This is a genomic window from Mycobacterium sp., from assembly GCF_035697385.1.
Classification (GTDB): Bacteria; Actinomycetota; Actinomycetes; order Mycobacteriales; family Mycobacteriaceae; genus Mycobacterium.
The window spans coordinates 22,653-43,828 of record NZ_DASSCY010000009.1; the positions used below are offsets into that span (position 1 = coordinate 22,653).

The 21,176-nt window shown below is 63.7% G+C and carries 21 protein-coding genes; 6 read left to right on the forward strand and 15 right to left on the reverse strand.

Annotated features, from left to right (window positions below):
* Positions 1 to 3: 3 nt before the first annotated feature.
* The 14 genes from VFH65_RS00815 to VFH65_RS00880 all read right to left on the reverse strand — a co-directional run bounded on the left by VFH65_RS00815 (position 4) and on the right by VFH65_RS00880 (position 16,114).
* On the reverse strand, positions 4 to 1,935 hold the full coding sequence (locus VFH65_RS00815) for a glycosyltransferase (protein WP_353319222.1): 1,932 nt from the start codon (positions 1,933 to 1,935) through the stop codon (positions 4 to 6).
* Positions 1,932 to 2,582 (reverse strand): sugar transferase, encoded by a 651-nt coding sequence (locus VFH65_RS00820; protein WP_353319223.1) that lies wholly within the window; start codon positions 2,580 to 2,582, stop codon positions 1,932 to 1,934. Before VFH65_RS00820 ends, VFH65_RS00815 begins: the two co-directional genes overlap by 4 nt.
* On the reverse strand, positions 2,566 to 3,990 hold the full coding sequence (locus VFH65_RS00825) for a hypothetical protein (RefSeq protein ID WP_353319224.1): 1,425 nt from the start codon (positions 3,988 to 3,990) through the stop codon (positions 2,566 to 2,568). The genes VFH65_RS00820 and VFH65_RS00825 overlap by 17 nt, the downstream gene beginning before the upstream one ends.
* On the reverse strand, positions 3,987 to 5,531 hold the full coding sequence (murJ, locus tag VFH65_RS00830) for a murein biosynthesis integral membrane protein MurJ (protein WP_353319225.1): 1,545 nt from the start codon (positions 5,529 to 5,531) through the stop codon (positions 3,987 to 3,989). Before murJ ends, VFH65_RS00825 begins: the two co-directional genes overlap by 4 nt.
* A 69-nt stretch (positions 5,532 to 5,600) precedes the next feature.
* The gene (locus VFH65_RS00835; protein ID WP_353319226.1) at positions 5,601 to 6,521 is read right to left on the reverse strand and encodes a hypothetical protein; all 921 of its coding nucleotides are present in this window, start codon (positions 6,519 to 6,521) and stop codon (positions 5,601 to 5,603) included.
* Complete coding sequence (locus VFH65_RS00840) at positions 6,518 to 7,627, reverse strand: DegT/DnrJ/EryC1/StrS family aminotransferase (RefSeq protein WP_353319227.1); 1,110 nt, start codon at positions 7,625 to 7,627, stop codon at positions 6,518 to 6,520. The genes VFH65_RS00835 and VFH65_RS00840 overlap by 4 nt, the downstream gene beginning before the upstream one ends.
* Complete coding sequence (locus VFH65_RS00845; protein WP_353319228.1) at positions 7,624 to 8,745, reverse strand: Gfo/Idh/MocA family protein; 1,122 nt, start codon at positions 8,743 to 8,745, stop codon at positions 7,624 to 7,626. The genes VFH65_RS00840 and VFH65_RS00845 overlap by 4 nt, the downstream gene beginning before the upstream one ends.
* 299 nt (positions 8,746 to 9,044) lie before the next feature.
* Positions 9,045 to 9,722 (reverse strand): response regulator transcription factor, encoded by a 678-nt coding sequence (locus tag VFH65_RS00850; RefSeq protein WP_353319229.1) that lies wholly within the window; start codon positions 9,720 to 9,722, stop codon positions 9,045 to 9,047.
* A gap of 356 nt (positions 9,723 to 10,078) precedes the next feature.
* The gene (locus VFH65_RS00855) at positions 10,079 to 11,245 is read right to left on the reverse strand and encodes a lipid-transfer protein (RefSeq protein WP_353319230.1); all 1,167 of its coding nucleotides are present in this window, start codon (positions 11,243 to 11,245) and stop codon (positions 10,079 to 10,081) included.
* Positions 11,245 to 11,679, reverse strand: a complete 435-nt coding sequence (locus VFH65_RS00860; RefSeq protein WP_353319231.1) for a MaoC family dehydratase — start codon at positions 11,677 to 11,679, stop codon at positions 11,245 to 11,247. The genes VFH65_RS00855 and VFH65_RS00860 overlap by 1 nt, the downstream gene beginning before the upstream one ends.
* Positions 11,676 to 12,650: a bifunctional MaoC family dehydratase N-terminal/OB-fold nucleic acid binding domain-containing protein gene (locus VFH65_RS00865; RefSeq protein ID WP_353319232.1), complete on the reverse strand. Its 975-nt coding sequence runs from the start codon at positions 12,648 to 12,650 to the stop codon at positions 11,676 to 11,678. Before VFH65_RS00865 ends, VFH65_RS00860 begins: the two co-directional genes overlap by 4 nt.
* On the reverse strand, positions 12,647 to 13,810 hold the full coding sequence (gene fadE29, locus VFH65_RS00870) for an acyl-CoA dehydrogenase FadE29 (protein WP_353319233.1): 1,164 nt from the start codon (positions 13,808 to 13,810) through the stop codon (positions 12,647 to 12,649). Before fadE29 ends, VFH65_RS00865 begins: the two co-directional genes overlap by 4 nt.
* Positions 13,795 to 14,808: an acyl-CoA dehydrogenase family protein gene (locus VFH65_RS00875; RefSeq protein WP_353319234.1), complete on the reverse strand. Its 1,014-nt coding sequence runs from the start codon at positions 14,806 to 14,808 to the stop codon at positions 13,795 to 13,797. The genes fadE29 and VFH65_RS00875 overlap by 16 nt, the downstream gene beginning before the upstream one ends.
* A 61-nt stretch (positions 14,809 to 14,869) precedes the next feature.
* Entirely contained in the window at positions 14,870 to 16,114 is a 1,245-nt protein-coding gene (locus VFH65_RS00880) for a cytochrome P450 (protein WP_353319236.1), read from the reverse strand.
* 121 nt (positions 16,115 to 16,235) lie between these two features.
* Between VFH65_RS00880 and VFH65_RS00885 the strand changes: the two genes are divergently transcribed.
* Positions 16,236 to 17,399, forward strand: a complete 1,164-nt coding sequence (locus VFH65_RS00885) for a steroid 3-ketoacyl-CoA thiolase (RefSeq protein ID WP_353319237.1) — start codon at positions 16,236 to 16,238, stop codon at positions 17,397 to 17,399.
* Positions 17,399 to 17,776, forward strand: a complete 378-nt coding sequence (locus VFH65_RS00890) for a hypothetical protein (protein ID WP_353319238.1) — start codon at positions 17,399 to 17,401, stop codon at positions 17,774 to 17,776. The genes VFH65_RS00885 and VFH65_RS00890 overlap by 1 nt, the downstream gene beginning before the upstream one ends.
* Positions 17,777 to 18,037: 261 nt before the next feature.
* On the opposite strand, the gene VFH65_RS00895 is transcribed toward VFH65_RS00890, so the two are convergent.
* Positions 18,038 to 18,187: a hypothetical protein gene (locus VFH65_RS00895; RefSeq protein ID WP_353319239.1), complete on the reverse strand. Its 150-nt coding sequence runs from the start codon at positions 18,185 to 18,187 to the stop codon at positions 18,038 to 18,040.
* Positions 18,188 to 18,221: 34 nt separating this feature from the next.
* Between VFH65_RS00895 and VFH65_RS00900 the strand changes: the two genes are divergently transcribed.
* The 4 genes from VFH65_RS00900 to VFH65_RS00915 all read left to right on the forward strand — a co-directional run bounded on the left by VFH65_RS00900 (position 18,222) and on the right by VFH65_RS00915 (position 21,084).
* Complete coding sequence (locus tag VFH65_RS00900; RefSeq protein ID WP_353319240.1) at positions 18,222 to 19,379, forward strand: hypothetical protein; 1,158 nt, start codon at positions 18,222 to 18,224, stop codon at positions 19,377 to 19,379.
* 43 nt (positions 19,380 to 19,422) lie between these two features.
* Positions 19,423 to 19,812, forward strand: coding sequence for a hypothetical protein (locus VFH65_RS00905; protein ID WP_353319241.1), 390 nt, complete (start codon positions 19,423 to 19,425; stop codon positions 19,810 to 19,812).
* 91 nt (positions 19,813 to 19,903) lie between these two features.
* Positions 19,904 to 20,359 (forward strand): nitroreductase family deazaflavin-dependent oxidoreductase, encoded by a 456-nt coding sequence (locus VFH65_RS00910; protein ID WP_353319242.1) that lies wholly within the window; start codon positions 19,904 to 19,906, stop codon positions 20,357 to 20,359.
* On the forward strand, positions 20,356 to 21,084 hold the full coding sequence (locus tag VFH65_RS00915; protein WP_353319243.1) for a hypothetical protein: 729 nt from the start codon (positions 20,356 to 20,358) through the stop codon (positions 21,082 to 21,084). Before VFH65_RS00910 ends, VFH65_RS00915 begins: the two co-directional genes overlap by 4 nt.
* Positions 21,085 to 21,176: the final 92 nt, after the last annotated feature.

The window sequence follows — 21,176 nt, forward strand, 5'->3', positions numbered from 1 at the left end:
CGGCTAACGCCTACGGGCCGCGACGAAGAGCTCGCGCGCAAATCGGGCCCTCCCCATTGCTGCGTCGAGCCGCCGCTCCACGCCGAGCACGGCGCGCGCTGATGCGGGACCGGACGCAGTCCGGTACAACAGGTCCGGCAGCTTGGCGAACCCCGAGATCTCCAGCAGCTCGCACGAAGCGGCCTCGACCACACATCGGAGCTCCGCCTCCGTGCTGAGGTGGTACTCGACGGCGTACGCGCGTGACAGCCGGGTGAGAGAGCACCGATTCGGCATGGTGAAGACCAGCGCGCCGCCCGGCGCGAGCTTGGCCGCGAGCTTGGCAACGACGTCGGCCCAGTTTCGGCTGTACTTCAGCACGCGGATGCAACTGACGAAGTCCAGCTCCCCCTGCACCGGTATGGGCTCGGCGGAGACATCGCACACGTGCAAACCTCGAACCTTTGGGTTGGCGCCGACATTCATCCGGCACACATCCACCATCTGCGGCGCGATGTCCAGTCCGTCGAGTGCGGCGACCTCATCACGCGACAGCAGGCGCTCGATGATGCGACCGTTGCCGATGCCGACGTCCATCACCGCGAGCCCGGGACGGCGGGGCACATGGCCCTCGACGAAGCCAAGCTCGAGATCGCTCATCACCCGCTTCGCAGCAGGCTCCCAGCTTCGGCTGTACGCCGCGCCGACCCGGTCCCAATGCTGCTTGTTCTGCGCGCCACCGTTTGCTGCAGTGCCCCGGCGGGAGTGGCGACCGAGCCCAGCGGCATGCTCGATCACCCCGACGTAGCGGGGCGCAGTGAGTGGCCAGCGGTGGGCATCACCCTGCTTAGCGGCGGAGTCGACCATTACCGCCCGCCGCTGCGGATCGGCGACGACTTCTCGAATCGCGCGCGCCAAATCCATGGGGTCGTCCGAACGGAACAAGCCGAACGCCGTTTCGTCGAAATAGACCTCCACCGACCGCGTGCGAGATACGAGTTGCGGCTTTCGCATGGTGATGAAGTCATACATCTTGTTGGCAAGGGTGAGGTCTCGGAACGCGTCCTGCTTCATGGCAACTACGCCTGCGTCAGCCTCGGCCAAGGCTTGGACCAGCTCGTCTATGGGGACGAAGCCTTCGCTGAACCACACTCGATCGCCGACTCCAAGGTCGGCGACGAGCCGCTCGAGCTCCTGCTTGTAGGTGCCCCGCCCATAGATCCGGAGCCGGAGCGCGGGGAGCTCGTCGGCGAGCAAGGCGACCGCCCTGATGACGGTGTCGAGCCCGTAGCGTTCTTCGATCGAGCCATGGCACACAAGGCGGAACTCGCCGTCCGACGTAGCGGGCGAGCACCGGCTGGGGTCGAAGACCTTCTCGTCCGCGCCGTTGAGCACCACGGTGATCTTCCCTGGGTCGGCGCCGCGCGCCACGAACCGGTCACGCATCGGATCGGTGACCGTGATGGCCTCGTCGGCGAAGCGAATGCTGATCCGCTCGATGAAGGCCATGAGTCGCACGCCCGGATGATCCGGACCGCTGCCGAACTTGCTGGCGTAGAACTCGGGCATGGGCTCGTGTAGATCGAGCACCGCGCGGGCACCGAGCAGGCGGGGGATGGCCGCGACGAAAATCAGGAAGTCTGGAACGGAGTTCGCCTGTACAACGGCGTAGCGGCGGCGTAAATGCAGGAGATTGACAAGCACTGTCGCCGCGCAGAAAAAGAAGACGTACTCGGCCAGCGGCCACAGCGTGCTCCCGCCGCGCTTGCGGGAGAGCGGCAGACGGTAGATGTGCAGGGCGCCGCGACGTTCCCGGCTGGGCTCACCCTTGTCACGCAGGCACACCAGGTCGACCTCGTGGCCGCTGTCCACTAGTGCCTCAGCCTCCCGCAGCACCCGGGTGTCGAGCGGAACGTAGTACTGACGCACGAGGCACACGCGCATTGTCGTCTTCATCGGGCACCATCACCGCGCAGGACTGCCGGCAGAGTCCGCGCGAGGATCGCGACATCACCGCGCAGCGTGTGGTGGCGGGCGTAGCAGACGTCGAGGCGAAGCATGTCCAGGGTGCCCATGGTGCTGCGGCCGCTCACCTGCCAAAGTCCGGTCAGGCCAGGGCGGACGGCGAACCGCTCGTCGAACTCGCTCGGGAACATCTCGGCCTCCCAGGCCAGACATGGCCGTGGTCCGACGAGAGTCATGTCTCCGCGCAGCACGTTGATCAGCTGCGGTAGCTCGTCGAGACTACTGCGGCGCAGGACGGAGCCGACCCGGGTGATGCGGCTGTCACCGTCGAGCTTGCGGCTACCTCGGCTGGAGGTATCTTCACCCCGCAGCTCGCGGGCGATCATTTCGCGCAGCGCCGTATCGTCGCCGCCGAGGCGCATCGTCCGAAACTTGCACAGACAGAATGTGTTTCGGCCGAGTCCCACGCGATGCTGTTTGAACAGAACCGGCCCCGGGCTGGTCACTTTGATGGCAACTCCGATGATGGCCATCAGCGGCGAAAGCACAACCAGGGCAGTGCCCGCAATGAGGATGTCCGCGCCCCGGCGCGCCACCCGCTCCCGTGCCGTAGTCCGACGCTCAGCCAGAAGCATCATCGTTCCTCTCCTCAACGGCTCTACTTGCAACGACGCCGAGAAGCGCGAAAATAAGGTCGCCAGGCCCGCGCATGAACAAGTGCGCGTCGAAGACGAGCAAGAAGACGACCATCCACCAGACGATGACAAGCGCGGATGCGCAGGCGCCGACACCGTCGGATCGCTTACCAAGCTGACCGGCAAAACTCAGAACGGCCCGGGACAGCACCACGAAGCCGAGCAGCAGCGGCACCCCGCCGACCCATAGGAACTGAAGATAGCCCGACTCGAGGTAGACGAATTCGCGCCAGGTATCGGGTGATACCAGGACCCAGTTTGGTGATACTCCGACGAGTAGCTGACCGTTCTCGAGAAGTTCAGGAAGGTAGTGGTGGGCCACGTTGTCCCATCGCACGCGCCAACCCTGAGGGGGGAAACCATCCCCGAAGAAGCTGCCGATTCGTCTGAAAAGAGCAGGGGCACCGACCAGCAGCGCGATACCCAGGATCGGCGCAAGGCGGAGCGCGGACCCCTTCGCCGAGGGCAGACGCCGGACGATCAAGGCACCAATAAGGAGCGCCGCCAACCAGATCGAGACTTGGCCTACGGCCAATACCCCTGCCACGAGTACCAGCCCGGCTGCAATCCGTGCCCACCAACCCATCAAGCCGCAGACCCCCGCCGTGACCAGCAGGGTCAGCCCGATCAGGATGTAGTCGCCCGTGGCGATCGCGTTCGACAGTGTCGTCGTGCCGCGGTGGAGTTCTCCCGCCAAGGCCCGGTACCAGCTGCCGAGCAGCAGCGTAGGAATCGGCTCGACGCTCAGGCTCTGCAGCACGGCGATCGCAGCGACGCCGACCGCCGAACCGATGATCAGCCGGATGCACCACAGCACATGCCTCGGGGTCCGTACCGTGATGCGGACCAGCAGTAAGAGCCCGGCCAGTTTGCACGCCGGCAGTACTGCCGAGACGTCTCCGGCGGATGGAAGTATGCCCCGCAACAACATTGAGCTGATCGGCCAAAAGGTGGCAAGAAGAAAGAAAGCAGCGAGCGGTACATCCCACGGGCGGAGGCGAAGCTGCAGCGGCACGCCCCTCAAAGCGCGCACATAGCCTCCGATCATCGCACCGGCGATGAGGAGGACCAATAAGCCTTCGTTGGGTCGTATCAGCGGGATCAGCGCACCTCGCTCGATTCCGGCAATGAACGGCAGAGTCGCGAGGTACAGGTAGACGGCCAGCACTGGCCGCCAGGCGACAAGGCAGACCAGACCGATCACGACCGCCACGACGATGCCCAACCAGCCCGCAACGGCACCGAGCAGTCCGGCGAGGAACGCCGCCGCAAAGGCGGCAGTCGTGATGCGACCGTGCACCGGGGATTCGGTCCGCGGCTGGGGCTCGGCATCCCGTACCTGAACGATCACGCGGCCACCCCGAGACGACTCCTGGTGTGCCTACGCAGTATCAGAGCGAACAGTCCGAGTGCCAGCATCGAAGTCAGGCCCATGATCAAGAGGTCCTCGATGCGGTTGTCCGCCAGCACGTCGATGAGTAGCCAACCGCCGGCGACCACGGGCAGCATGACGGTTGACGCCAGCGCCGCGGCCATCAGCCGCCTGCGGTCCGCGAGCGCTTCGGGCCGCACCGCCCGCTGCAATAGGAGCATGGCGGTCACGGCCGCCGCTATATCCCCTGCCAGCACCGCGCAGCTCAATCCGATCAGCCGATCGGTACCGGCAAGCACGTGGAGCGTGAAGAGACCCGCCGCCAGCGTGACACCGAGCCCACTCAGGGCGATGATGCGCGGACGTCGCACATCGAGCCGGGCAAACAAGCCCTGGAGACAGACCTCACGCAGCCCAGCGGCGACCTGCGCCACCGCGAGCACAACAAGGCAACCGGCGAGAGCCTGGATCAGCTCTTCGACACGGAGCCGGCCGTTCGCGAGGACATCGGCGATCGGCGAGGCGAATGCCACCATGAGGAACAACGGCGGCAAGCTGGCGATGAACGTGTAGGCGATCCCTTCGCGCACCTTCTCGCTGAACAGTTTTCGATCGCTCCTGCCTGCGGCGACCGAGAGTCCTGGCATCACCGCCGTCGACACCGCTCGAGCGCCGAGAGCCACAGGTAGCGCATAGACGTGGTAGGCCATCTGCACGACGAGCACCCCGCCGGGCACCGTTGCCGCCAATGCCAATAGGGCGAAGTAGGCGACGCACGGGCTCGCCGCGACGACAATCGACTGCCCGATCCGATGTGTCACTTCGAGGGTGACGGAATCAGCCCGACGCAGTAGGCGCGGACGTATCGGCAGGCCAACGCGCGACGCCCCGAAGAGTTGCAGCGCCATGTGCAGCGCGACGGACAACGTACTCCCCAGACAAAGCAGAACCACCAAGCCCAGAGGGGCGGCGTCCATCTCGACGCCCGTCCCGAACACGAACCCGACTGCGGCAACAGTCGCTATCACCCCGACGTTCTCGACCGCCGGCGCCGCCGCCGCAAGTGCGAAACGGCCCCTTGCTTGCTGAGCAGCCGCGCCGAGGGTCGCGATCATGTAGAACACGATCTGAGGTGCGATGAAGAGAAGCATCACCACCGTGAGATGCTCGGCCCGGCTACGTGTCGCGGCGTCGGCGATGCCGAAGGTTAGAAGCCAGGCGATAACCGGGGAACCCACTAGTAGTAGCGCCGACGCCAAGCCCGCAACCCGTAGTAAAAAGCCCGCCAGCTGACCAAGAAGGTCGACAGCGCTTTGGTTCCCGGTGGCGGCCGTGGTCCGCACGATCGCCGGCACGACAACTGCACTGAGCACGCTGCCGGCGATGGCGAGGTAAGCAAGGTTCGGCATCACGTTCGTCGTGACGAAACTGTTGGCCAAAAAGGTGGGTCCCAGCACCGCGCCGATCACGATGACCCGGCCCAGGCCGGTAACCCGGCTCACCAACGTCCAGGCGGACACCGTCGCTGAATTGCGAAACGCACTCGCTTGAGGTGGAACCCGACCGATCGACGACAAGAGCATGTCATCTCACGACCGGAGGCGATTCCGAGCAACCAGAAGAACCACGAATGCGGCCACAACGAGTGCCGCTGCCCCTCCAGCTGCGGCGGCGAACCGGGGCTTCGGAAAAGCTTGTTCGGCAACGGGGTATGGCTCGGTCAGCACCTCGGCAGGTGGCGCTGACGGGGAATCCGGGCCGACGGGCTTCAGCTGAAGCGGACCCAGGAGACCGCGCAGCGTATCCGCCCGCCGGGTCAATTCAGCCGCATTCTCCGGCGGCAGAGTAGCTAGCTGCAGCTGCTTCTGCACTTCGCCGAGTTGGAACTCCAGATAGGAGCGGACTGGACCGAGCTCGGACTCTACATAGGAGCGAACGGGGTCCTGCCAGTTGCTGTTTGCGACGATGAGATACCGGGCGACGACCGCCGTCAGCAGCATGTGGGCCCGCTCCCGGGTTCGGTCGCGTACCTCAACCTCGATAATTTCGCTGTTGTCGACTACTTTCGCGGAGACGTTCTCGGCCAGGTCCTCGGGTCTCATCCCATTGTCGAACGCAACCGGCGCGAGAACTCCCCGGCCTTCGAGCAAGACCTGCTGGGTTATGAGCTGGCGATCCTCGCGCAGAAGTGCATTCGGCATGGACTCCGACAGGCTGTACTTCAGCTCCGCACGGGCCGCGTACTCCTTGGGCAGGAGCAAAGCGCCGATGAAGCCCGCGCCTGCGCCGACTGCCACGATCAAGACAGCCAGCATGACGAGACGGACGTGTGCGTTTACGCGGTGATGGCGCCTGGCCGGATTGTTGGCGGCGTGGCTCTCCCGCTCGCTGCTTCGGACGGAATCCGCAGTTGCCCCAACGCCTTTGCTTCCGTTTCCAATGATGCCTTCCGCCGTGAGCGTGTCGCCGCCCTCGCCGGCACTCTGACGTCGGCCCAACTGATTCGTCATGTCGTCACCGTCGACAGCACGTCGCAGACGCTATCGATTTGTGCGTCGGCAATCGTCGGGAACATCGGAAGCGAGAGGATCTGCTTTGCAGCTTGCTCGGCGACCGGCAGTGACTCAGCGAACTCCCGGAAGGCCGGCTGGTGGTGACATGGGATCGGGTAGTGGATGCCGCAACCGATGCCGTGGCTCTTGAGTTCGGCCGCCACGGTCGCGCGTTTTTCGACGCGGATCACCGCGAGGTGGTGTACGGATTCCGCGTCAGGGTTGGTCGTTACGGGCTTGCACGATGGGGGCAGGTGCCCACGGTACCGGTCCATTGCTCGGCGTCGTGCGAGGTTCGCGCCGTCCAACTGGCAGAGCTTGATTGACAAGATTGCCGCCTGCAATGTGTCCAGCCGACTGTTGCGTCCTCGTCGATCGTGGCGGTGCCAATCCGCCTCGGCACGGCCATGATTGGCGAGTTGGCGGATCCGCGCGGCGAGATAGGGGTCGCGTGTGACGACTGCACCACCGTCGCCCAGCGCCCCAAGATTCTTGCCCGGATAGAAGCTGAAAGCTGCGGCGTCGCCGAGGCTGCCAACGCGCCGCCCACGCAGCCGGGCGCCATGCGCCTGGCAGGCGTCTTCGATGACGGCCAGACCGTATTGGCGGGCGACGGGACGCAATGCACCAAGATCGGCCGGCTGACCGAACAGATGTACCGCGATGACGGCGGCCGTGGCCGGGCCCGCGGCGGCTGCTACCGCGCTGGGGTCGATCAGCAACGTGTCAGGCAGCACGTCGACGAACCGTGGACGTGCCCCGACCGCACATACCGCTTCCGCTGTGGCGACGAAGCTGTTGGTCGGTACGATCACCTCGTCGCCGGGACCGATACCGAGAGCGACGAGGATAAGTTCCAGCGCGTCAGTGCCATTCGCTACCCCTACACAGGCCGCGGTTTCGCAGTAATCAGCGAAGCTCGCCTCGAATTGTTCGATTTCGGGGCCACCGACGAACCGCCCGTGCTCGAGCACCCTCTTCCACGCGAGGTCGTAGTCGCCCTCGAGGGCACCGTTGACGGCGGGCAGGTTTAGAAACGGCACCGCCTCCAAGAGTTCGGTCATGACGCAGCCTCCGCGGGAGGCACCACCGGTGCACTGCGATCCACTTTGGGGGGTTGGATCCGAACGGGTGCACCGGTGGTGCACGCCTCGTCGGTGGCGGCGAGCACCCTAACCACGGCCAAGCCATCTTCGCCTGGCGTGTCCGGTCTACGGCCCGTCCGAACGCAGTCGATAAAATGTGTGTCCTGTACAAGCAGTGGCTCAACGAAGGGCACGTACGGCGATGTGATATCACCGGTGCGGTAGGTGACAGGCATCGCATATGTGCCCGATGACGCACCGACCTCGGCCGGCACAACGCCCACATCGTAGATGCGGATGCGGTCCGTCTCGGAAAGGTCGTTGTATACCACCATCTTTCGATCGCCCACGACGGTAACTCGACGGACCTTGTTCGGATCGAGCCAACTCACGTGGATGAAGGCCGGCGCCGATGCCCCCCCGAAGTCAAGCCGGACGTAGGCGACATCGGCGTGCACGTCACCCAAGTTGCGCTGTGCCCAGACGGAGGCAGTGTCTGGGAACTCGTCCATTAGATAGGCGATGATGGAAATGTCGTGCGGCGCGAGATCCCATATCACGTTGCAGTTGTCTTGGTAGCGACCGAGATTCAGCCTCGCCGTGTGGATATAGAGGATTCGTCCGAGCTCACCGGAGCTGACTAGTTGCTTGAGCTTTCGGGTCGCGGCGTTGTACTCGAAGGTGTGGCCGACCATCAAGGTCACGCCGACCTGTTCTGCCGTCTCCACTAGGGTCTCGGCTGCCGAAATGGACGTCGCCAGCGGTTTCTCCACCAACGTATGCAGACCGCCCCGCAATGCCTGCAGCGCGACGTGGCCGTGGCTTTCGGGGGGTGTGGCGATGACGACGGCGTCCAGCTCGTCTTGGACCTCAATGAGCTGCGAAGCGCATTGAATACCGGGGAAACTGGTCATTGCTTCCCGGAGCCGATCCGGCTGGTGTTCGATGACCGTGACATCCACGCCGGGTAGGCCGGCTAACACACGGACGTGCTTCGATCCCCAATACCCGAAGCCGACAAGGCCCACCCGTGTCGATTTATGCGGCTCACGCCACCGAATGTCCGTACACGACGCTTTGTTGCTATCCGTAGCCATCGGCCCACCACCCGTTCGGACAGAGACTTTGCTGAAATGCACTCCCCCAGTCAAAGACGGTAGCGCTCGATACGCAGGAGCGCGATACCTTTCATCCGTTTGTACGACGTGTTACAGCCGGTTAGACGTGCATTTGCTTCGTTGAGTGGATGGCCCACTCATACGTTTGACCTACTCGCCGTTAGAATCTTCGGACTCTCTGGTAGAAAGTTGCCCAAACTGACTTGCACGTACTTTTCGAGAACAGTCGATGCTTGCTAACAGGGGCCGATTGTCATCTGCTCACGCCGGTTAACGCGTCACAGGTCGTGAGCGCTGAGGATTCCGTCTTGTATCGCCCTGGCAACGAGCGCCGCCTTGGTGGGCGCCGGCCTGCCGACCGCGGCGTATTTCGCGCGTGCCCGCTGAAGGTGAGATCGCACCGTCGACGGTTCAATGAATAGGCGCTTGGCAACGAGCTCTTTGTTCTCCGTCTGGAACCACGCGACGAGAACTTCTTTCTCTCGCTTGCTCAGGTGAGGACGGCCGAGCCGCTTGTCGTCGAGCAGTGCTTTCGCCATCCGCGGGGAAACGTAGGCCGTGCCGGAGCCCGCGGCATGGATGGCGGCACACAGGTGATTGCCACTCTCCGACTTCGTCACATACGTCAGCGCCCCCATATCCAGACTGGTCAAAATGACTTCGTCAGTCGAAAGGTAGGAGTACACGATCACCCGATGACCGCCGGCACATAGGGCACGAAGCGCATCGAACTGGGGTCTGCTGCCCTCGTATTGCAGTGCGAACACGACGGTATCTACCCCGGGCGTGGCCTCAGGGTGATCGGCGATGAACTCTTCGGGTCCGGAGTAGTTGCCGACGATCTTGATCGGTGGCTGACTTCCAGTCAGCCACGCCTCTATACCAGCGTGGACCACATCTTGACAGTCGATGATGACGATCGATATGGGCCACCGGTCCCCGCCAGTGGTTGCCACTCTCCCACAATCCGTTAGCTGCGTCTCCCCCGCGATCTCAATCAAATCAGTATTCCGCAACACAATCTACCTTTTGCACCACCTTCCGATGCTTTGGTGTGCGTTGAGGTAGCCGCGTCGGTCGAGGCGTCTCCGCCGATCCCGTCTTACCGCGAATAACACGGGATCAGGGTCGCAGCTCCTGCCGAAAATCGCTCCATGGAGGATCGGATTGCTGAGGGCCCCAACCATATTGACGCTACAGTAAATCAATTTGCTGTTTAGTTGCACAGCGAATTATTTAGAGGAGTAGCCACAGGACGTTTGATCGTTGCTCTATACGAAGCGTCGGTCAAACGCCGTTCACGGCGTTGCCGTCAGCCGAGAATCAGGCCCGAAGTTGGGACGCCGGTGCCTGCGGTGACGAGCACATGCTCGACGTCTGGCACCGGGTTCACCGAGGTGCCGCGGAGCTGCCGGACACCCTCGGCGATGCCGTTCATGCCGTGGATGTACGCCTCGCCCAACTGGCCACCGTGTGTGTTGATCGGCAGCCGCCCGCCGATCTCGATCGCACCGTCGGCGATGAAGTCCTTCGCCTCGCCCTTGCCGCAGAACCCCAATTCCTCCAATTGGATCAGGGTGAACGGCGTGAAGTGGTCGTAGAGGATCGCGGTTTGGATGTCGGTCGGCTTCAGCCCCGCCTGCTGCCAAAGCTGCCTGCCGACCAGGCCCATCTCGGGTAGACCCAGTTCCGGCCGGTAATAGCTGACCATCGAATACTGATCCGGGCTGGATCCCTGCGACGCGGCCTCGATGATGGCGGGCCGGTGCTTGAGATCCTTCGCCCGTTCGGGCGTTGTCACGACGAGTGCGACGCCACCGTCGGTTTCCTGGCAGCAGTCCAGCAAGCGCAGCGGTTCGGCGATCCAGCGCGAATTCTGGTGCTCTTCAATGGTTATCGGCTTCTCGTAAAAATAGGCCTTCGGGTTCTTGGCGGCATGCTTGCGGTCGGCCACAGAGACGGCGCCGAAGTCCTTGCTCGTCGCGCCCGACAAATGCATGTACCGCTTGGCGATCATCGCCACCTGCGCGGCAGGGGTAGACAGCCCGTGCGGATACGAGAACGAGTTGTCGACACCCGTCGAATCGGCGTTCTCCACCAGCCGCATCTGCACCTGGCCGAACCGCATACCCGAACGCTCGTTGAAAGCCCGGTATGCGACAACACATTCCGCGACACCCGTGGCAACCGCGATCGCCGCCTGCTGGATCGTCGCGCAAGCCGCGCCGCCGCCATGGTGGATCTTCGAGAAGAACTTCAGCTCCCCGATACCGGTCGCCCGTGCGACGGCAACCTCGGTGTTGGAGTCCATGGTGAACGTGACCATGCCGTCGACATCGGCAGGAGTCAGACCCGCGTCGTCCAGCGCGTCCAGCACCGCCTCGGCGGCAAGCCGAAGCTCGCTACGCCCGGAGTTCTTGGAGAAGTCAGTCGCGCCGATGCCGACGATCGCGGCCTTTCCGGACAGCTGGCCCGGCATCAGGCACCTCCAATGGTCTGCGATGAGCGCTCGCGCGAAGAGCCGATGGTTAACGTGGCGGTCGCGATGACGTGATCGCCAAGGCTGTTGCTGCCAACGATTTTCAGCGTGATCAGACCGTCGTTGACGGCGGTCACCTCGCCTTTGAACGTCACCGTGTCGTAGGCGTACCACGGCACGCCGAGCCGCAGAGCGATCGTCTTGATCACCGCGTTCGGTCCGGCCCAGTCGGTGATGTAACGCTGCACCAGGCCGGTGTCGCTCAGGATGTTGACGAAGATGTCCTTGCTGCCCTTGGCATGCGCCTTGTCGCGGTCATGGTGGACGTCCTGGTAGTCGCGCGTCGCGATCGCCGTCGACACGATGAACGTCGGATCGCCGTACAACGACAGTTCGGGGAGCTTGGTCCCGATCTCTATGGCCGGCGCGCTCACGCGTCCGGCTCCCAGGCATACAGCGTCCACGCCGGACCCGAGTCGCCTTCGGGAAAATCGATATAGGTTGCGCGAACAGGCATTCCGATCTCCACTTTGGCTGGGTCGACGTTGCGGAGCTCGCCGAGCATCCGCACGCCTTCCTCGAGTTCGACGAGTGCGATGACGAACGGCAGCGTGCGGCCGGGCACCTTCGGTGCGTGGTGCACAACGAAGCTGAAAACGGTGCCCTTGCCGCTGGCCACAAGATAATCGGACGGCGCCGCCTCTTTTTTAGGGTCGGCCCACAGCGCAGGCACCGGGGGATGCTGCAGGCTGCCATCGGGCCGCTTCTGGATGCGCAGTTCGTGCGCGTTCACTCCATCCCAGAAGAACTTGGTGTCCCGCGACGACGAGGGCCGCATCATAGAGCCGGCGTCCAGATCTTCGGGCACGGCGGTTGGTTTCGCGCCCTCTTGGTCGGCCGGCTTGAACTTCATGATGCGCCACATCATCTCGGCGACATCCTCGTCGCCGACCTGCCAGGTGATCTTCTGCGTGATGAAGAAGCCTTCGCCAAGCGCGGTCCGCTTGGGGCCGATGACGTCGGTGAGTTCGGCCGAGACGCTGACCTCTTCACCCGGCCGTAGATACCGGTGGTAGGTCTGCTCGCAGTTGGTTGCGACGACACCGATATAGCCTGCGTCATCGAACAAATCGAGGATCTTGGTGAGCGGATCGTCGGGCGCACGAACACCACCCAGGCCCATCATCGTCCACACCTGGATCATCGCCGGCGGGGCGACGATGCCAGGATGTCCTGCCGCCTTGGCGGCTTCCTCGTCGACGTAGATGGGGTTCTTGTCGCCCATCGCGTCCAGCCAGTGATCGACCATCGGCTGGTTCACCGGATGACGGCCAACCCGCGGCTTGCTCTTGCCCTCGGCCTTGACCCGCTCGGCCGCCTTCTGGATGTCCTCGACCGCACTCATCTGGGCACCCTCGGCACCTTCAGACCTGAAGCTGCAATCATCTCGCGCATCACCTCGTTCACTCCGCCGCCGAATGTGATCACCAGATTCCGCTTGGTCTGGCTGTCGAGCCATCGCAACAGCTCGGCGGTTTCCGGATCGGCCGGGTTGCCGTACTTGCCAACGATCTCCTCGGCGAGCCGACCGACGTACTGAACGCGTTCGGTGCCAAAGACTTTGGTTGCCGCGGCATCGGCGATGTTGATGTCCTCGCCGGACGCCGCCACCTGCCAGTTGAGCAACTCGTTGATCCGCCAGATCGCGTGGATCTCACCGAGCGAGCGGCGCACGTCCTCGTGGTCGAGCGGCGTCACACCATTACCGTCCGGCTTGGACGCCCACGCATGTATGCGGTCGTAGATGCTGGCGAACCGGCCGGCCGGCCCCAGCATCACACGCTCATTGTTCAGCTGAGTGGTGATCAGCCGCCAGCCGCCGTTCTCCTCGCCGACCAGCATGTCGGCCGGCACCCGGACATCGCTGTAGTACGTGGCATTGGTGTGGTGAGCACCGTCGGACAGGATCATCGGCGTCCAGGAATAGCCGGGATCCTTCGTATCGACGATAAGTATCGAAATGCCCTTGTGTTTCACGGCTTCCGGGTCGGTGCGGCACGCCAGCCAGATGTAGTCGGCGTCATGACCCCCGGTGGTGAAGACCTTTTGTCCGTTGACGATGTACTCGTCGCCGTGCCGAACCGCGGTGGTGCGCAACGACGCGAGGTCGGTGCCGGCCTCGGGTTCGGTGTAGCCGATCGCGAAATGCACGTCACCGGCGAGAATTGCGGGCAGGAACTTCTTCTTCTGCGCTTCGCTGCCGTACATCTGCAGGGTTGGCCCGACGGTCTGCAGCGTGACTGCCGGCAGAGGCACGTCGGCCCGCTGTGCTTCGTTGACGAAGATCTGTTGTTCGATCGGACCGAAACCCAATCCGCCGAACTCCTTGGGCCAGCCGACCCCGAGTTTGCCGTCGGAGCCCATCCGCTTGATGACCGCGCGGTAGGCCTTGCCGTGCCGGTCGGCCTCCATCTCCGTGCGCTCCTCGGGCGAGATGAGGCCCGAAAAGTACTGCCGCAGTTCGGCTTGCAGTTGCCGCTGCTCGGGGGTCAGTTCGATGAACATTGCGCTCCCACCAGATCGAGACGATGCGATGGCCCGCCCACCAGCCGGGTCAGGTCCTTGATGGTGGAGTAGTAGCGGTCCATCGGGTAGTCGATGTCCATGCCCATGCCTCCGTGCAGGTGGTGGCAGAGCTGCATGACCGGCGGCGCCTGCGACGCCAGCCAGTAGCCGAGGACGTCGATATCGTCGTCGGCGTCACGTCCTTCTGACAGCCGCCACACCACCGACGTGGCAGCCAATGTCAGTGTGCGCGAAGCGATGTAGACCTCCGCGAGCTGTGCGGCGACCGTCTGAAAAGTCGAAAGTGGCTTGCCGAATTGGTGCCGGTTTGCCACGTAGTCCGCGGTCAGCCGCAGCGCGCCGGCAACGAGCCCAGATGCATACGCTCCGATCACGGCGAGCGCCAGTTGGTTGACCCGGTGAGACTCTGCGCCATCCAGAACGCCGTCCACCTCAGCGTCGGAGAACGTCACCGAATACTCGTCACCGCCATTGGATGTCGGGCTCTTCATCAGCTGGACTCCCGCGGCCTTCGGCGATATCACCACCACCGCGCTGTCGGCCGTGACGACGAGCCAATCCGCTTGTTCGGCATAGGGAACCGCGATTTTCGTGCCATTCAGCTTGAGCCCGGCGTATGTCGTGCCAGGCCGGTCCGGCAGTGGCGCACCGGCTTCATTCAATGCCGCGGTCAGTACCGAACCCTTCGCGACACCTGCGAGATAGCGATCCTGCTGCTCGTCGGTTGCCAAGTCCAGCAGCACCGCGGTGCCAAGGCCAAGCGTTGCAAGCGCGGGGCTGACAGTGCCGTGCCGACCGATCTCTGTCAGCGCCGTCGCGACCTCGGGCAGACCCAAGCCGTCACCGCCGAGACGCTCCGGCACGGCAAACGCGGTGACGCCACCGGCTACCAGCGCATCCCAGCTGTTGTCGCGCCCGAGCACCGATGTCACCACATCGGCGACAGCCTGCTGCTCCGGGTCCGGTGTGAAATCCACCCGAATCCTCCTTGATTCAATTGCGTGCTCCGCACGCGGCGATTCGATTGCGAAGTTCGAGCTACTTGGCGCCGGCGCCCGAATAGTCGACCTGCCAGTGTTTGATGCCGTTGAGCCAACCCGACCGCAACCGCTCGGGCTCGCCGATGGGCTTGAGATCCGGCATGTGGTCGGCGACCGCGTTGAAGATCAGGTTGATCGTCATCCGGGCCAGGTTCGCGCCGATGCAGTAGTGCGCGCCGGTGCCGCCGAACCCGACGTGTGGGTTCGGGTCGCGCAGGATATCGAATGTATGCGGGTCTTCGAAGACGTCCTCGTCGAAGTTGGCCGAGCGGTACGACATGACCAGCCGCTGACCCTTTTTGATCTGCACGCCGCCCAATTCGAGGTCCTCGTTGGCGGTCCGCTGGAACGCCGACACCGGCGTGGCCCAGCGGACGATCTCATCGGCCGTGGTCGAGGGGCGCTCCTTCTTGTACAGCTCCCACTGATCCGGGTTGTCGGCGAGGGCGATCATGCCGTGGGTGATCGAGTTACGGGTCGTCTCGTTGCCCGCGACGGCGAGCATGATCACGAAGAAGCCGAACTCGTCGTCGGTGAGCTTCTCACCCTCGATGTCGGCCTGGATCAGCGTCGTGACGATGTCGTCGGTGGGGTTCTTGCCCCGTTCGTCCGCCATCGCCATCGCGTACATGATCAGTTCCATCGACGACTGCGCCGGATCGACATCGGCGAACTCGGGGTCCTCGCCGCCGGTCATCTCGTTGGACCAGCGGAAGAGCTTGTCGCGGTCGTCCTGGGGCACACCGAGCAGGCCGGCGATTGCCTGCAACGGCAGCTCGCACGACACCTGCTCGACGAAGTCGCCGCTCCCTTCTGCCGCCGCGGTCTTGGCGATGTTCTGGGCACGCTGGGCGAGTTCGTCCTCCAGGCGTCCGACTGCCCTGGGCGTGAAGCCGCGGGAGATGATCTTGCGCAGCCGGGTGTGGTGCGGCGCGTCCATGTTGAGCATGACGTTGCGCTGCAACTCGATGTTCTCGAACGTCATTTCCTTCGGCCAGACCGGGATCGCCCCGTTCTGCCAGCTGGAGAAGACGTCGCTGCGACGCGACACCTCCTTGACGTCCGCATGCTTGGTGACCAGCCAGTAGCCGTTGTCCCCGAAGCCGCCCGTGCCGCCGGGAACGTCGACCCAGTGGATCGGCTCGGCCTTGCGCAGTTCGGCAAGCTCGGCAACGGGCAGGCCCGCGAGGTTGACGTCGGGGTCGAGGAAGTCGAAATCAGCTGGGATATTGGGGGTCGGCATAGGTGTGAACTCCTCAATTGCAACGTGTTCTAGTTCCAGTAAAACATGCCTTCTGCGCAGAAAAAAGGCAGGTCACAATCCTTGCTTGTCAGAGTAATGAAACGTGTTCTAGCCTGACGGAATGGGTAACCCTGTCATCGTTGAAGCCACTCGCAGCCCGATCGGTAAGCGGAACGGATGGCTGTCCGGCCTGCATGCCACCGAGCTGCTGGGCGCCACTCAGAAGGCGCTCGTCGAGAAGGCCGGCATCGACGCCGGCGATGTCGAGCAGGTCGTCGGCGGCTGCGTAACGCAGTACGGCGAGCAGTCCAACAACATCACTCGGGTGAGTTGGCTGGTTGCCGGCCTGCCCGAACACGTCGGCGCGATGACCGTGGACTGCCAGTGCGGCAGCGGTCAGCAGGCCAACGGCCTGATCGCGGGACTGATCGCTGCGGGCGCCATCGACATCGGCATCGCGTGCGGCATCGAGGCGATGAGCCGCGTCGGCCTTGGCGCCAACGCCGGGCCTGATCGCGGCATCCTGCGGCCCGAGTCGTGGGACATCGACCTGCCCGATCAGTTCACCGCTGCCGAGCGGATCGCCAAGCGGCGCGGCATCACTCGCGAGGACATCGACCAGTTCGGCTTCGACTCTCAGCGCAAGGCCAAGCAGGCCTGGGCCGAGGGCCGGTTCGACCGTGAGATCAGCGGTATCGAGGCGCCGGTGCTCGACGAGCAGAAGCAGCCGACGTCCGAGCGTCACGTCGTCACCCGCGACCAGGGGTTGCGCGACACGACTCTGGAGGGTCTGGCGTCGCTGAAACCTGTGATCGAGGGCGGCATTCACACCGCGGGCACTTCGTCGCAGATCTCCGACGGCGCGGCGGCCGTGCTGTGGATGGACGAGGACAAGGCCAAGGCGCTGGGGCTGAAGCCGAGGGCGCGGATCATCAGCCAGGCGCTGGTCGGAGCCGAGCCGTACTACCACCTCGACGGTCCCGTGCAGTCCACCGCGAAGGTGCTGGAGAAGGCCGGCATGAAGATGGGCGACATCGACCTCGTCGAGATCAACGAGGCGTTCGCGTCGGTCGTGCTGTCGTGGGCGCGGGTTCACGAGGCCGACATGGAGCGGGTCAACGTCAACGGTGGCGCAATTGCACTGGGGCATCCCGTCGGTAGCACCGGCAGCCGACTGATCACCACCGCGCTGCACGAGCTGGAGCGCACCGATCAGAACACCGCACTGATCACCATGTGCGCCGGCGGGGCGCTGTCCACCGGCACGATCATCGAACGCATCTAGTGCCCGCTTCGGACACCGAACGGATCGCGGCCGCGCAGGCGTACGTCGACGCGCTGGTCAGCCACGATGCCGACAAGGTTCCGTTCGCACCTGGTTGCACACGCGTCGAGGTGGGACTCAAGACCGGATTCTCGGGAAATCACTTGCGCCGCAGCCTGAATCGCGGACCGCAGTACCGGGTCATCCGGGCCACGACCGTGCCCGAGTTCACCGTCGACGGCGACGTCGTGCGGGCTCGTTTCGATCTGGAGACCAAACCGTCGATCGGCGGGCGGCGAGTGGGCGCCCACATCAACGAGACGTTCGTCATCCCTGCGACCGACGGGCAGATCCACCAGATCCGCGCGAGCATCCGCCCTTTCCTGATCAAGTCCTAATGGTTGTCTGACGTCTCATGTGCGGAGTGGCTCGTGGCCGCAAGCCGGTCCCGCTGGTCATCACTCGTCTGCGGCGTGGCCCGGTGGTAACAAGCCTCCCCTAAACTACCGTGCCATTTCACAGACGCAGCACACTAAAGTCATTCGTGTGGGGGAAGTCAGGGTCGAAGCCGAGGGGTTGCTTTCGCTGGGACAATGGTGCGAGGGACTAGCCGGTGAACTGGCCGCGTCAGCTGCGCCCGTTGTCACTGGTCTGAGAAGTCAAGCAACCGTGACTGCCGTACAAGCAGTGAATGCTGGGGTCAGATCGGTATCCGCCGCGATGGCGACGCGGATGACTGCCACCGGCACGAAACTCTCGGAAGGCGCGACGAGATACGTCAGCCAGGATGAGCTCTTGGCCAGCTCCATCGAGGCAGTGGGCCCCACGTACCGGGTTTGATCAATGCCCGCCCCGTCAGTGATGCCTACGCTGTCGCAAATCCGGGCGTGGGACACCGAGCACCTGCGTCAGGCGGCGACTTTCTGGAGTAATACTGCCGACAATTGGGAGTACGCGTTTGATCGCGTCGCCCGCGAAATGCCATTACCCGGTGGACTTCCGTGGGAAGGCTCTGCTGCGGATGCAGCCCAGGCGAGAGCCAAGGCCGACCAGCTGAAGGTCCGCGGTCTGGCTGACGATCTCCGGGGTGCCGCAAACATCGCTCGTAGCGCGGTTGACGAGCTTGAGCTTGCGAAGAAGCAAGCGCTTCATGCGATCGGCGAGGCGCAAGCCGAAGGATTCGTCGTCGGGGAAGACCTCTCTGTGACCGACGGGCAGACGTCAGTATCGCTGGAGGAATTGGCTGCCCGCCAAGCACAAGCCGAGTTGCTGGCCGCAGAGATTCGGGCAAAGGCGCTTGCGTTATCCCGGGCGGATCAAGATGCCGCTGCGAGGATCAGCAGCTTCGGCGCTAGCTTGGGCACGGTTTCCTTTCGGGAAGGACCAGATTTCGATGGCAATGAAAACGTCATCCAGGCAGTCGATTTCCGCAGCACCCCAATCCCAGAGAAGCCGCCGTGGACGTCGCCGAATCCACCGCCCGGCGGGTGGAGCGACGACCCAATCACGCGCACGGCCCAGAAGATTGCCTACGGTCACGCGGGCGTCAAGCACGCCGCGGAGTTCCCAGGTATGTCGAAGGATCAAATCGCCGCAGAGGTTGAGCGCATATTGCGGACGAACAGCACTAATCCCGGGAGCTTAATCGTCGGGCGAACCGCAGACGGCGCGCCAGCGCTCTATGACCCAAAGACCAATATCATCGTGATCCGCGACGCGGGTGCCGCCGACGGTGGAACCGTTTTTAAGCCGCGGGCCGGCGAAGCGTATCTAGAATCCAAGATGCCGACGCGGCTGCCGTCGATACCGCCCGCTGAGCTGGCCGACACACCGTTCCGCGCGCCGCCTGCCGAACCACCAGGGTCGCGCGGTCCGCGAGGCGGCATTCCGCCGATGGTCGGCCAGCCCGAGATCGTCATCCCCCCTGGGGGCGGCGAGTCAGATCTGCCCGTGGTCGATTTCGACGGCGTTGGCGGAACACCAAGCAGGCCAGGCTCATGAACCATTCCAAATTGTTTGTCCAACAAAAGGTTAGGATCATTTCATGACGACCGGCCACACAGTTGACGTGGAGCTCACCGACGACGAACGCCAGCTGCTCGTGTTGGGCCTCAACGAGTACCTCGGTCCTGCGGCGGGCGCCCCAGTGCTCGCGCCGCTAGTTGGTGTGGCCACTGAGGCCGAGTTCATCCAGTTGATTAATCGGTTGGTGGCGGACATTAAGCAACGCAATGCTTTATCCGACCTAGACTGGGCACACGCTTTAGTGCTCACGGAAATATCCTGGGGGAGTTCGCTTCTCGGTTCAGGTATCGAGTTCGCCTCGAACATGCCGGACGAGAAGGCGGCACCGTTGATGCGCTCACTGCAGTACAAGCTTGTTACGGCGAGGCGGATTGAACTCCTAATCCAAAACGCGAATGCGCGTCCGTGAAAGATTGCGGTAAGTGTGCCCAGCGATGCAGTCCGCCACGTCAACTTGCAGACACTCCATCAGTGCTGGCTTGGGGCCGTAGCATCGAACAATGCCAAACACACGTCCCCGTTTCATGGACACGAAGCCCGCCGACTTCTTCATCAAGTGGATGTCGAAGATCAACACCTACCTGTACCGCCGCAGCGACGGCGAGGGCTTCGGCAGTGACTTCCAGGGCATTTCGGTGGCGCTGCTGACCACGATCGGACGCAAGAGCGGAGAGCCCCGCATCAGTCCGCTCTACTTCCACCGCGACGGCGACACCGTGGTGGTGGCCGCGTCCAAGGGTGGCAGCGACAAGAACCCGATGTGGTACTTGAACCTCAAGGCCAACCCAAAGGTTCAGGTTCAGATCAAAAAAGAAGTACTCGAGCTGACGGCCCGCGACGCCACCGAAGAGGAACGCGCCAAGTACTGGCCGCGGCTCACAGAGATGTACCCGACGTACGACGACTACCAGTCGTGGACCGATCGGGTGATCCCGCTCGTGGTCTGCGAACCGTGACCGCACCGGCCGACCTTCATTTCTATTTCGACCCGGTCTGCCCGTTCGCCTGGTTGACGAGCAAGTGGGTGCGCATGGTGGCCGCCCAGCGCGATTACAGCGTCGACTGGCGGTTCATCTCACTGCGGATCGTCAATGCGAACGTGGACTACGCCACGCATTTCCCCGAGGACTACGAAGCCGGCCATACCGCGGGCCTGCGACTGCTTCGGGTCTGCGCGCGAACCCGCTCGGACCATGGGCGGGACGCGGTCGGGCCCCTATACAGCGCGATCGGAACGCGGTTGTTCGACACGCGCCGCGACAACGATCCCCTTACCGCATCGGGTCAAGGTGCGCGCGAACTGGTGGAGCCGTTATTGCGCGATGCCGGCCTGCCCGTCGACCTTGCCGACGCGCTCGATGACACATCGTTCGATGACATGATCCGCGCCGAGACCGAAGAGGCGCTCGCCCTGACGGGTCGCGATGTCGGAACGCCGATCCTGCATTTCCAACCGCCTGGCGGCACAGCGTTCTTCGGCCCGGTGATCAGCAGGCTGCCGAGTCCGGACGACGCCGGCCGGCTCTGGGACCACGTCATCGGCCTCGCCGGCTTCGCAGGCTTCGCGGAGATCAAGCGCAGTCTGCGAGAGCGTCCGCAGCTGGCCGCCTTGGGCGTCGACACCGAAACAGTTGGCATCGAAGAGGATTGGCACGGCGGCAGCCGTCGCACCAAGAAGTAGGCGCACCGCCCTAGTGTCCTGAGTCAATAATTCACTGGCAGCTTTGATGGGCCGGTTGGTGGGCACAAGTCGACGGCGGTGGATCGCCGAAA